This is a genomic window from Staphylococcus sp. EG-SA-2 (genome assembly GCF_017152085.1).
Genome location: NZ_JACYHC010000861.1, coordinates 1 through 12282, shown reverse-complemented (window position 1 = coordinate 12282; position 12282 = coordinate 1). Strand labels below are relative to the sequence as shown.

Below are 12282 nucleotides of genomic sequence, written 5' to 3'. Positions count from 1 at the left end.
CGACTTGCATGTATTAGGCACGCCGCCAGCGTTCATCCTGAGCCAGGATCAAACTCTCCATAAAAATTATGATGTTTGATTAGCTCATAAATACTAAATAATGTTTGTAACTTATAGTTACGTTTTTGGAATTAACGTTGACATATTGTCATTCAGTTTTCAATGTTCATTAAAATTATCTATGGAGCGGGTGATGGGAATCGAACCCACAACATCAGCTTGGAAGGCTGAGGTTTTGCCATTAAACTACACCCGCTTATTTAATTAAGAATTTTGATGCGGCCGAGAGGACTTGAACCTCCACGGGATTTCTCCCACTAGGCCCTCAACCTAGCGCGTCTGCCATTCCGCCACGACCGCGGATATAGGCATTTAAAACATCTTCGTTTTTCAGAACGTTATTTATTATATTATGTTTTAAAATATTTGTCAATAACTTTTAATCGTTTTTTTACAATAAATTAATTTGTGTTATCAGTTGTTAACACAACCCTATTTATAATAAAACATTAAGAACTTATTGTCAACATATTTTATAAATTAAATTTAGAATTGACTGTCTTTCAAATCAAAGTTTATTTAATTTGTTCTTTTTTAAGGAACGTGTTTAATCATACTAACTATAAGCTGTACAGTCAATAGAAAAGTTCAATCAAAATGTCATTAAAAATGTATAATTATCTTTTGTGCTACTTTAAAGCTTTAATTGGGTAAAGTTTATATATTATTTATTACTAAAATACGTCAAGATTTTTAATCTAATCAATTTAATTTCATCCTATCAAGTCACAATTTATGCCATTACCTATATCATAAGTAGAAAAGCCGAGATTGCGAAGTATTAAATTACGACAATCTCGGCTTTAAACATTTTATAAACACAATTTCTTCTTATTCAATTACTATGTTTACCAATCAAAATAACTCACTGATAAATTCTATAGAAATTCCATACAACTCATAAATAATCTTACATATACACGAATTAGCTCTATTTGTATTGTACTTATTTCAATTGTCTTTTCATTCTTAATTTTCCATTGCAATGTCCGCAACGCATACGATTCGTATCAACTTTACGGATACGTATATATTTTGCATGACATTTAGTACAATAATATTCATAATTCGCCCGTTGTTGATAGCTTTCAATGCTGTTACAAAATCTAGGCGCTCCAACCTGTTGGCTCAATCGTTTAAAATCTTGATCTTTATGTTGATAACCTTTACCAGCAATATGCAAGTGATAATGACACAATTCGTGCAGTATAATTTTTACAACAGCATCTTCTCCATAATGCTCATATTGTTTTGGATTAATTTCAATATCATGGGACTTTAAAAGATAACGTCCGCCTGTTGTACGTAACCTTTTATTAAAATATGCACAATGTCGAAACGTACGTCCAAATTTTTCTTCCGAAAGGTTCTCAACCATTCGCTGAAGTTTGTCATTATTCATGTGGATCAATCATCGTTAATGATACTTTGTCTTTATTTTTATCAATACTGTAAACCCAAACGTCAACGATATCACCAACACTGACAATATCCATTGGATTTTTTACGAACTTCTTAGAAAGTTTCGAAACATGGACAAGTCCATCTTGTTTAACACCTATATCTACAAATGCTCCAAAATCTACTACATTTCTAACTGTGCCACTCAATTTCATTCCTTCTTTTAAATCTTCAATTGATAGCACATCGGATTTAAGGATTGGTGTATCAAACTCGTCCCTTGGGTCTCGATTAGGTGCTTTCAAGGATTTAATAATATCCTCTAATGTAGGTACACCGACTTGTAATTCAATCGCCAGTTCATCCATATCCAATGAATTTAATTTAGCTTTTAATGCATCACTACCTAAATCATTGCCACCAAACCCGAGTTTATCTAATAACTGATACGTTACTTTATAGCTTTCGGGATGAATCGATGTATTATCCAATGGCTCTGAACCGTCTACTATTCTTAAAAATCCTATACTCTGCTCAAAAGTTTTAGCACCCAAACGCTTAATCTTGCTTAACTCTTTATTATGCTTTATTGCGCCATTTTCTTCTCTATATGCAATTATATTTTTAGCAATTTGCGAACTTAGACCAGACACATATTGTAATAATGATGATGATGCTGTATTGACATCAACACCTACTTGGTTAACTGCTGTTTCAACAACGAAAGTTAATGCATTTTCTAGTGCTTTTTGATTAACATCATGCTGGTATTGTCCGACACCAATAGATTTAGGATCGATTTTAACTAATTCACTTAATGGATCTTGAACGCGTCGTCCAATTGATACGGCACTTCTTTCTTCCACTTGAAAATCAGGAAATTCATCTCTAGCAATTTCTGATGCTGAGTATACTGAAGCGCCCGCTTCATTGACAATGATGAATTGTACTGGCAACTGATGCTTTTTAATTAAATCTGCAACAAATTGTTCTGTTTCACGACTTGCAGTACCATTGCCAATTGCAATTAATTGCACATCATACGCTTTAACCATTTGTACAAAATCCTTCTCTGCTGCCTCTTTTTTAGAAACTGGTGGATGCGGATAAATCACACCTTTTGCTATAAAAGTACCGAATGGGTTAATGACTGCTAATTTACAACCTGTTCTAAATGCTGGATCTACGCCTAATATTTGTTTACCTTTCATTGGAGGTTGCAGTAATAGATTTCTTAAGTTTTCACTAAAAACATCTATTGCATGATTTTCAGCTTTTTCAGTTAAATCAGCATGGATTTCACGCTCTATCGAAGGGACAATTAAGCGTTTCAAGCTATCTTTAATCGCCTCTAAAATATAACTGCGATTTACATTATTATGATTGATTTCTTGACGTGCAATGAAATCCTCTACTGATGTCGTATCGAATTCAAACTTTACAGATAATACTTTCTCTTTTTCACCACGATTAACAGCTAAAACTCTATGATTAGCAATGCGTTTAATTGGCTCACTATATGCATAGTACATTTCAAAAATACCTTTTTCATCTTCAGCATTTTTCTTTTTAGATGTAGTTAACACACCTTGATGATACATATCTTTTAAAATTTTTGTTCTATATTTAGGATTATCTGAAATTTGTTCCGCAATAATATCTTGTGCACCTTTGATAGCATCTTCAACCGATTGCACTTCTTCATTTATAAATTGTTGTGCTTTTTCTTCAATTGAGACTTCATGTTTACGTGCCTTCATCCATATCGCTAATGGCTCTAACCCTTTACGTTTCGCCTCAGTTGCCCTTGTCTTTTTCTTTTGTTTAAAAGGCCTATATAGGTCTTCAACACGTTGTAATTTGTTCTGTTTTAAAATATCCTTCTTTAATTCCTCAGTAAGTAATCCTTGCTGTTCTATATTTTTGATAACTTCTTCTTTACGTTTTTGTAAATTGACCATATATTGGTATTCGTCATCAATTTGCTTTATTTGAACTTCATCTAGTCCACCAGTTTGCTCTTTTCGATACCTCGCAATAAATGGTACTGTATTTTTTTCTTCTAGCAGTGTTAATACTGCTTCAATTTGTTTTTTACTAAATTGATATTTCTCTATGATTGAATTAATCAATTGATTGTCCATTTACTTAACCCACACTTTTTCTTAAATTTACTCATTTATTTTAACATATTCTAAAATACTTCTATTAAGGTATGATACTTAATGTAATTTTCACTTCCAAAACATTTAAAACGAATTATTAGGTCATACTATATTTTAAAACGCACTAAGATTATTGAAAATGACACACCATCATTTCTAAATTTCATAATCTAAGACTACTTTTTTTATTCTAATAGCAATCCACCTATTTAAAACGACAATTAGATATCTTCTTCACTTAAATTATTAATACTATATCGCGACATTTATGTGGATACACATTAAACTACGTTAATAATGTATTAATTCGAAAATCTTAATTAAATTAAAAATACCCCTCGATTTCAATTTAATAATCAAGGGATAATTATATGGATTTTTCATTATAAAACGTATCATTAATAAGCAAATTCTATTTATGTGCTGCTTCTTGTAATTTCTTAATTGCCGTTCTCTGAAGTCGTGATACATGCATTTGACTTAAACCGATACGCTCACCTGTCTCTTTTTGACTCAATCCTTCAATAAACGTACATTGTATGATTTCTCGTTCGCGATCAGATAATATAGGTAATATTTTTTCTAAAATCATACGTTTTTCAGTTAAGTCATAATGGTCATCTTGTTGCCCCATAATATCTAATAGCGTAACAGTTGAACCATCTTTATCAGCTTCAATGGAATGATCAACACTTAACGCATTATAACTTTGTCCCATTTCCATTGCTTCTAACACTTCTTCTTCTGAGACTTCTAATCGATTAGCTATTTCACTGATAGAAGGTGAACGCTCTAATTCAGCGGTTAGTTCATCGCTCACTTTTTTGATTCTTGGCCCAATTTCTTTAATACGTCTCGGAACATGTACACTCCAAGTTTTATCTCGTAGATATCTTTTGATTTCACCGATTACAGTAGGTACTAAAAAGGCTTCAAACTTCCGTTCAAAGGACATATCGAATCTATTTATGGCACCTATTAAACCAACCATACCAACTTGAACTAAATCTTCGTGATGTGATTGTCCTTTAGAATATTTATATGCCAATGACTCAATTAGTTTTTGGTAATGTTTAACTAACTTATCCTGTGCATCTGTATTCTTATTTTCTTGGTGTTCTTTAATCCATTGGTTAATTTGCTCAGGTGAAACTTCATTAGCTGATTTCGACTCTTTCGCCATTATTTCGCACCTGCTCTTTTTTTATATACTTAGTCATACTGATTGTCACACCAGATTCTTTATATACTGTGACTTCATCCATTAAAGATTCGATTAAAAATAAACCTAGGCCACCTTCGCGTAAAAAGTCTATATTTTCGTCTTTATCGTAAGGACCTATTTTTGATTTAGTTGTTTCATAATCAAAACTGTCACCTTTATCAGAAATAACAATTTTAATTTTATCTTCTAAAATTTCAAAATATATGTTAATAATGCCCACATTGTTATTTTCTTTGTATGCATGTTTAACTGCATTTGTCACAGCTTCACTAACTGCAATCTTGGCATCTTCAATATCATCATATGTAGCACCAGCTCTCGAAAAAACGCCAGAAAGTGTTAAACGAATTAAACTTACATACTCTGCCGATGCTGGCACGCGCATTTCGATAAAATCTTCTTTAGATTGCATGTTATTCGACCTCCGTTCCTTCATTAACATGCATTAAATCCTTAAGACCAGTAATTTCAAATAGTCTACCGATACGATCTGACACACCTAAAATGTATAGTTCTTTATCATTTTGGTTTAATGCTTTTAATGTACCTACGAATAAACCTAAACCTGTCGAATCCATATAACTCACATTTTCTAAATTAACATAAATATCACGAGTTCCATCTTGTCTCATAGGTGTTAAAACCTCTTCTAATTCAGGCACAGTATAAACATCTAATTCTCCACCGACTTTAACTTCGTAAAATTTATCTTGAGTGGTTGTTTCTATATTAAGATTCATTTCATTACACTCCTACTTATTAAAAATATTTATCTTCATTTTAAGCGCTGTATCCACCATATTTATATTTCAAATTATTATATACCCATCGAAATAATTTCTAATCTTCTTTTTTAAATTAATTTACTCTTTTTATAATCAAAATAGTCATATCATCTTTTTTATTTGGGTTTTGAAGCTTTAAAATTGCTTCATAGATAATTTGAACAATATCTTGTGGGTGCATATGTTTATGTTTTTTAATATATTCTAAAAGTTTTTGTTTATCTATAAAGGTACCTTCACTATTTCTAGCTTCAGTCACACCATCCGTTAAAATGATAATTAAATCATCAAGGTATATAGGAATTTCTTGTTGTTGATATCGTGTTTGTGAACTGATTCCTAACACTCTACCTCTAACTGAAATTTCTTCAAATTCTTCTTTTTCAGCGCGATAAATATATCCAGGCTCATGACCAGCTGAACTACAATACAATAAATGGTTCATTTCTTCATATAAACCATAAAACATTGTGACGAACATATTTTGATTAATATTCTTTTCAACAACACGATTTAAACGTTTTAAGCCATCACTCGGTAATTGTGAGTGTCCATAAGAATCCATGCCAAACTTTATCATACTCATTGCTAAAGCAGCTGGTATACCTTTCCCAATGACATCTGCAACAGCAAAGCTCATTGTGCCATCGTTATGGTCAATTAAATTAAAATAATCTCCACTTACTTTTTGTGCTGCCACTGAAATAACGCCAATTTGAATACTATCAAATTGTGGAATATCTGTTTTAAGCATTGTTTGTTGTAAGCTAGAAGCTAAGTCTATCTCTTTATCGTGAACTTGAAGTTTATCTACCAATCTTTGATAATCTCGATAACTATAACCAAAGCCTTTAACGATTTCTTGTAAGACATCTAATGTCTTGAACACATCTTCACGCGTTAAGTTTAACGTCAATATATAGTTTTTGTGAATATCGACAATGTCTTCAGGCAAGACGTCCTTACGAATCACTTCGTCAGTGTATTTCTCACACTTTTTTATCAATTCTACTTTATCTTGGCACGTTAAACTTTCATCAATTAAACCCTTATAATGTTGCTTAAATTCTTCCACGATTAGTTGCCTCCTCACTTCCCTTACAAAGCAAATGCTTAAGCAAGGATAATTATGATTCACTTACTAACATTTATTTAATTGCACTTATCAATTTTGTCGTTTGCAATTTTGCTGTAGATGATACTTTTAAGCTAAAAAAAACTTTAGGATGGAATACCTAAAGCCTAAAAAACTTAAGACATCCTTTTATAATAAAAAATATGAATATCATAACTGGTATTTGCTAAAATCTATGTTTATAAGAAAATTCTTCGTACAGAATTTAGAAATAGTTATAATTATTATAAAGTTATTGTCTTTTATATCAATATTTTATTTATCTCTGAAAAATACATATAATAGACGCCTAATTTTTCTGGTGAGCTACTGCATTCAGCCCTAAACTAATCATTAGTGCATTATCTACTTCTTTCATTTTATCATCGGATAAGTACGTCAGTTTTTCTTTCAATCGTTTTTTATCAAGTGTACGAATTTGTTCTAATAATATAACTGAGTCTTTATCCAACTTATACTTTTTCTTTTCAATCTCTACATGTGTCGGTATTTTCGCTTTATTAATCCTACCAGTTATTGCCGCAACAATAACTGTAGGACTATATTTATTACCAGTATCATTTTGAATTATGACTACAGGTCTGACTCCCCCTTGTTCAGATCCCTGTACTGGTGATAAATCTGCTAAATAAACATCTCCTCGTCTAATCATTCATTCGTTGAATTAGAAGATAAATATGTTTCGTTGCAATCGCATGCTTCACACTCTATCGGAAAAGCTTCGTTCGCTAGGGAGAGATTTAAATCAGCCATTTGTGAATATCCTTCTTTTAAAGATTGTTCTAAGCTATGACTTCTATTTTGACTAAAAGATAACATATGAGAACCTCCAATTGATTCCAAAAGTTATTAAATGACCTTTAATTACTCTAATGATAACAAATTTTATATGCACTGACCATATTATTTTAACAATTCATTTGTTACAAAACGTTGATCACCATCATGATAGATTCGCGGCAAACGTCTCGACAAGTTACAAAGCACTTCATAATTAATAGTATGTTGCTTTTCAGCTACCACCTCTACCGACTGTGGACTTTCTCTATGATTATCTATTAAAATCACCGAATCTCCAGCTTTAACTTGATCTGGCACTTTAACAATTGTCTGATCCATACATACGCGACCAATAACTTCGCATTGATGACCATTTACATTTACAAAGCTACCTTGCATTATGCGTAAATAGCCATCTGCATATCCAATAGGTAACAAAGCTATTGTAGTTGGGTCAGTAGCTGTATAAGTTGCACCATAACTTACAGACTCACCCGCTTGTAGCGTCTTTGTTTGAACTACATTAGCAATTAATTGCACACTTGGTTTAAGGTGTACTTTAACTTTTTGCTGTACATACTCTGATGGATAATATCCATAAAGGGAAATTCCTGGTCTTATTGCATTACAGAATTGGCAATCCATTAATAGAGAGCCTGCTGAGTTCTGACAATGTATATATTCAGGTTTAATTGCTTCATTGACCATATCTTTAAAACGTTGATATTGTTCAGTTGTCATATCTCCTGGTTCGTCAGCACAGGCAAAGTGTGTAAACACGCCTTCAAATACAAGTTGCTCATATTGTTGAATGATTTCAATCACTTCTTGATACGTATTAGTATCTTTAATACCTAAACGTCCCATTCCTGTATCTAATTTAATGTGCAACCATAACTTTTTCTCTTGCTCACCAGAAATGTTTTTAATTGCTTCTTTCAACCACTGTTTAGACGGAACCGTTAAGGCAACTCGGTGTTGTATCGCTTTATCAATATCTTTAGCTGGTAACACACCTAAGACTAAAATTTTAGCAGTAATCCCATGCATTCTAAGTTCTATCGCTTCATCTAACGTTGCTACAGCAAAAAATGTGGCGCCATTTTCCATTAAATGACGTGCTACTTTAACACTACCTAGTCCATAGGCATTGGCTTTAACGACAGCCATCACTGTTTTATTTGGATGCAATGTACTGAATACTTTGAAATTTGATGCAACAGCGTTTAAATCTACATTCATATACGCAGATCTATAATATTTATCCGACATATTACTTCCTCCTGTAATTCCCACACGTTTTAAAACTAGATCTTAATTATCATTGTATAACAAATTTAAAATGCTGACTTTTCTAAAACAACTTGGCTCATCGCATAATGCTCAGTGTGTGAGATACTAACATGTACGATGAACCCTTCGTAATCAATCTTTGGTTTGCCAAGTTCGTCGTTGTAACAGTCTATATCGTTAAAAGCTACATGTTTTCCTAAGCCTGTGCCTAATGCTTTACTGAACGCTTCTTTTGTAGCAAACCTGCCAGCTAAAAATTCAATTTTACGTTGCTCATGTGTGAAATTGTTGAATTTGTGCTGTTCATTTTTAGTTAAAATCCGCTCAACCAATTTTGGCTGCTTACTATATAACACTTTTATTCGATCGATTTCGATTAAATCTACACCAATTCCATGTATCATTGATTATTCCTCATTTTTATTGTTTTCTAAATGTCTCTCGTTATTTAACCATCGTTTCAATCTACGTGCTTCACTTCTATCTATTAATTCAATTTCAGCTTGACCACCCGCTGTATAAAGGGTCAAAGTTGCTAATCGATAGCGTCTCATTATAGGACCAACATCGATATCAATATTTTGAATACGAAAATATGGTATTACTTTTTCATCCAAAAATAAAATGCCGTTTCGTACACGCAAATGGTGTTTTTCAAATGCATATCTGCAGTGCTTATATCGATATACTGGCGCTATGACAAGCGTGAAAACAGCAACAAGTAATATTATAATCACACTACTAACAATGGATATATTGTTATCTAATATCTCCCAAAATAGCCAGTTCAAAATATTAAATGCGATTAAAAGTACAAGCGCTATGGGTATCCAAAACAGCACAGCACTTAACCTCATCACTTTTTTAGCGTGTGGTGACATAAAATTATAATCCCTCATCATTTTCACCTCTTAAATACCATGATTTCAATTTATTTGCATCTTCACTTCTTGCGTATTTTAGGTTAATCGATTGGGCTCCCACACCTTTAGCAACAATAAAGCTAAAATTATTTAAATTGTTGCGTTTAAGTAATGTATGTTGCCAAGTGTCAAATCCTATAATGTGATGCGCTTTAAAATAATAAATATTTCGTTTCAATAGCTCGAAATTCTGGATAGTAATTTGTTCTTCTGTCATTTTAAAACCCGCATGTTTGACATAAAGATATCCTTTGATCACAAATAAACCAATAATGACTATTGTTATAATCGTAAATAACAATAATAATTGATTCCAAAAATAACAGCCAATACCTGCCATAGCTATGACAATAATACTAGGTATTAAAAAGTGTCTGTGGAAACCTGACAAAGGCATACCTTCATTAACTTGTTGATAAGATAAATCTGGTACTAAATTCTGGATAATTTGATATGCTTTGTCTCGTTTAATAAACGGCAATATCGGCACACTACCTGAATCATTGTCATCATCTTCGATTTTTTTATTTTCAAAATCACTTGTGATGATAAAATGTATTGCTGTGTAGCCAAATAATCTTCGTATATATGACTGACGTTCAACAACAGCTTGCAATCGTTTCGTTGGTACAGTTACTTTCTTCTTGTTAAAGAGACCATATTCAATTTTAAGTTGCTCATTTTCAAGCATCACCGAAAAGCCATAAAATCTTATCATTGTTATAATCGTTCCAATAATATATGCCACTATTAATACTAGTAAAATGATGATTAATACTGAAATACTTACAATTTGAACCCATTGACTAATTTCATGATTTAGCTTCGACCATGGGATCAACTCTCTTACAGCCCCGTAAATCGGTACTAAAGCTGCTAACGTTACACCAATGGCGCCACTGGTCATTGCCATAAATAGTGATTCTTTAAAATTCATCTGATATATAGGAATGCGTTTATTTTTCTGATTAAGCATACTATCAGTGTTCTGCACTTCATCTAAGCGACCTTCTGCGATGTCTTCCACATTACCTTCAATGTCATGATTACAGTTGTCATTCTTCTCAGCACTAGACTTTTGCGCCACTTCTGTCTTCAACTCTGTTTGCAATTGATCAATATATCGTTCAAGATATTCACCTTGTTTTTTCGAAATAACACTTAAGACAATACCATCACTTGGTGTTTTGATTTGTAAATCCACACCACCAATAATTTGATTGACGACCCCTTGTGTCATATCAACGGACTGAATACGTTTTATATTTAATTCTTTACGCTTTTTATTAAAAATACCTGTTGTTAAAATGAAATAATTATCCTCAATCCAATATCGCGTGTTCATAATTCCGACAATTTGAGAAATGTATGATATTAAAAAGAATACAAATACAATACCTATCCATAAATATGATTCGGGATTCGTATAATCAAAATCTTTCAATTGAAAGATAATGAAAATAAAAAAGACGACTATGTTTTGTTTGATAGCATTGATTATGCCATTAAAATATGAAATCGGATGCAATTTTTGAGGTTCAGACATCACTTTCAACCCCTCTCAAATTCGACATAGTTCTCGCTTCGATTATTTTAACATCGTCATGAGACATCATCGGTAAATAAATAGTATGACCTGCAGTCATAAATCCAACTTTATACAAATTAAGCACTTTACTAATTGGATTAGATTTAATCGACAAGTATTGTAAACGTTCAATTCGACTCGTTTCTTCTTTATATATAAAAAATGATGTACGATATTGTACACTTAGTTGATCAACTTTATAAAAGCGACAATGATATTGCCATAAAGGCTTAATAAATAATTTTAATGTACTCAGAGCACCTAAAACCAACAAAATATAAAGTAAGTAATGTGGCCATTCAAATCTTAACCATATAAAATAAAAAATGACATACACAGCTACACTCAATATAAATTCTAAGCCATTCGTAATGTAGTAATACAACAATGCTGACTTAGGACTCTTAGTCAACTTAGTATAATCTGACATAACCCCTCTCCCCAAATAAAAAATTATACGGATTTATAATCTATTTCATTTTATTTTTATATGATGATAATTATAGCATATGGAATATTTCATGCTAATTTATTCTTCCTAAAGGTACATCTAAAAATTTAATTAAGCAGAAAGTGCTTGAATTGCTAAAAAGACACCATGTTATAATTTTATCAACATGATGCCTTTCATCTATAATCAATCTTTCATCTTATCAAGAGCGATATTTAGTTCAAGCACATTCACATAATCATTTGTTAACACACCACGCTGCTTACGATGTTGAATCAAGTCGGCCACTCTTGAAGTAGATACATGACGAGCATCAGCAATACGAGGTGCTTGCTTCAATGCATTTTCGACCGTAATATGCGGATCTAAGCCCGACCCAGAACTTGTTGCAGCATCTATTGTTACATTTGAATTCCCAAATTTAACATGATGTTTCATGCGTGCTATTAATTCGGTGTTTCCATTCGATTCATTAC

Annotated in this window: 14 protein-coding genes, 2 tRNA genes and 1 rRNA gene; all 17 read right to left on the bottom strand. The window is 32.2% G+C overall.

Annotation, left to right across the window (positions count from 1 at the left end; genetic code table 11):
• Positions 1–64, bottom strand: a 16S ribosomal RNA gene (locus tag IDG60_RS15410); the annotation flags it as partial.
• A gap of 118 nt (positions 65–182) precedes the next feature.
• A tRNA-Gly gene (locus IDG60_RS15405) sits at positions 183–256 on the bottom strand.
• A 21-nt stretch (positions 257–277) separates the two neighbouring features.
• A tRNA-Leu gene (locus tag IDG60_RS15400) sits at positions 278–360 on the bottom strand.
• A 646-nt stretch (positions 361–1006) separates the two neighbouring features.
• Positions 1007–1462 (bottom strand): SprT family protein, encoded by a 456-nt coding sequence (locus IDG60_RS15395; protein WP_001058111.1) that lies wholly within the window; start codon positions 1460–1462, stop codon positions 1007–1009.
• Positions 1455–3605, bottom strand: coding sequence for a Tex family protein (locus IDG60_RS15390; RefSeq protein WP_000370122.1), 2151 nt, complete (start codon positions 3603–3605; stop codon positions 1455–1457). Before IDG60_RS15390 ends, IDG60_RS15395 begins: the two co-directional genes overlap by 8 nt.
• A 433-nt stretch (positions 3606–4038) precedes the next feature.
• The gene (gene sigB, locus IDG60_RS15385) at positions 4039–4809 is read right to left on the bottom strand and encodes an RNA polymerase sigma factor SigB (protein WP_001041111.1); all 771 of its coding nucleotides are present in this window, start codon (positions 4807–4809) and stop codon (positions 4039–4041) included.
• A complete protein-coding gene (gene rsbW, locus IDG60_RS15380; RefSeq protein WP_001190829.1) occupies positions 4784–5263 on the bottom strand; it encodes an anti-sigma B factor RsbW in 480 nt (159 codons plus the stop codon). Before rsbW ends, sigB begins: the two co-directional genes overlap by 26 nt.
• Before the next feature lies 1 nt (position 5264).
• Complete coding sequence (locus tag IDG60_RS15375) at positions 5265–5591, bottom strand: anti-sigma factor antagonist (protein ID WP_001052491.1); 327 nt, start codon at positions 5589–5591, stop codon at positions 5265–5267.
• A gap of 118 nt (positions 5592–5709) precedes the next feature.
• A complete protein-coding gene (locus tag IDG60_RS15370; RefSeq protein WP_000390829.1) occupies positions 5710–6711 on the bottom strand; it encodes a SpoIIE family protein phosphatase in 1002 nt (333 codons plus the stop codon).
• 349 nt (positions 6712–7060) lie between these two features.
• Positions 7061–7423 carry a type II toxin-antitoxin system PemK/MazF family toxin gene (locus tag IDG60_RS15365; protein WP_000621175.1) on the bottom strand — a complete coding sequence of 121 codons (363 nt, stop codon included), beginning with the start codon at positions 7421–7423 and terminating at the stop codon, positions 7061–7063.
• A complete protein-coding gene (mazE, locus tag IDG60_RS15360; protein ID WP_000948331.1) occupies positions 7420–7590 on the bottom strand; it encodes a type II toxin-antitoxin system antitoxin MazE in 171 nt (56 codons plus the stop codon). The genes IDG60_RS15365 and mazE overlap by 4 nt, the downstream gene beginning before the upstream one ends.
• An 84-nt stretch (positions 7591–7674) precedes the next feature.
• Positions 7675–8823: an alanine racemase gene (alr, locus tag IDG60_RS15355; protein WP_001281154.1), complete on the bottom strand. Its 1149-nt coding sequence runs from the start codon at positions 8821–8823 to the stop codon at positions 7675–7677.
• A 65-nt stretch (positions 8824–8888) separates the two neighbouring features.
• Complete coding sequence (acpS, locus tag IDG60_RS15350; protein WP_000581197.1) at positions 8889–9248, bottom strand: holo-ACP synthase; 360 nt, start codon at positions 9246–9248, stop codon at positions 8889–8891.
• A gap of 3 nt (positions 9249–9251) precedes the next feature.
• On the bottom strand, positions 9252–9743 hold the full coding sequence (locus tag IDG60_RS15345; protein WP_001205912.1) for a PH domain-containing protein: 492 nt from the start codon (positions 9741–9743) through the stop codon (positions 9252–9254).
• A complete protein-coding gene (locus tag IDG60_RS15340) occupies positions 9730–11313 on the bottom strand; it encodes a PH domain-containing protein (RefSeq protein ID WP_001294626.1) in 1584 nt (527 codons plus the stop codon). The genes IDG60_RS15345 and IDG60_RS15340 overlap by 14 nt, the downstream gene beginning before the upstream one ends.
• Positions 11306–11785, bottom strand: a complete 480-nt coding sequence (locus IDG60_RS15335) for a PH domain-containing protein (RefSeq protein WP_001287087.1) — start codon at positions 11783–11785, stop codon at positions 11306–11308. Before IDG60_RS15335 ends, IDG60_RS15340 begins: the two co-directional genes overlap by 8 nt.
• A 207-nt stretch (positions 11786–11992) precedes the next feature.
• Positions 11993–12282, bottom strand: a 290-nt coding sequence (locus IDG60_RS15330) for a potassium-transporting ATPase subunit C (protein WP_206160879.1), incomplete at its 5' end; no start/stop codon positions are given.

Coding starts and splice junctions, on each gene's coding strand:
- IDG60_RS15395 (WP_001058111.1), bottom strand. CDS start 1,462: ATGAATAATGACAAACTTCAGCGAATGGTTGAGAACCTTTCGGAAGAA.
- IDG60_RS15390 (WP_000370122.1), bottom strand. CDS start 3,605: ATGGACAATCAATTGATTAATTCAATCATAGAGAAATATCAATTTAGT.
- sigB (WP_001041111.1), bottom strand. CDS start 4,809: ATGGCGAAAGAGTCGAAATCAGCTAATGAAGTTTCACCTGAGCAAATT.
- rsbW (WP_001190829.1), bottom strand. CDS start 5,263: ATGCAATCTAAAGAAGATTTTATCGAAATGCGCGTGCCAGCATCGGCA.
- IDG60_RS15375 (WP_001052491.1), bottom strand. CDS start 5,591: ATGAATCTTAATATAGAAACAACCACTCAAGATAAATTTTACGAAGTT.
- IDG60_RS15365 (WP_000621175.1), bottom strand. CDS start 7,423: ATGATTAGACGAGGAGATGTTTATTTAGCAGATTTATCACCAGTACAG.
- mazE (WP_000948331.1), bottom strand. CDS start 7,590: ATGTTATCTTTTAGTCAAAATAGAAGTCATAGCTTAGAACAATCTTTA.
- alr (WP_001281154.1), bottom strand. CDS start 8,823: ATGTCGGATAAATATTATAGATCTGCGTATATGAATGTAGATTTAAAC.
- acpS (WP_000581197.1), bottom strand. CDS start 9,248: ATGATACATGGAATTGGTGTAGATTTAATCGAAATCGATCGAATAAAA.
- IDG60_RS15345 (WP_001205912.1), bottom strand. CDS start 9,743: ATGAGGGATTATAATTTTATGTCACCACACGCTAAAAAAGTGATGAGG.
- IDG60_RS15340 (WP_001294626.1), bottom strand. CDS start 11,313: ATGTCTGAACCTCAAAAATTGCATCCGATTTCATATTTTAATGGCATA.
- IDG60_RS15335 (WP_001287087.1), bottom strand. CDS start 11,785: ATGTCAGATTATACTAAGTTGACTAAGAGTCCTAAGTCAGCATTGTTG.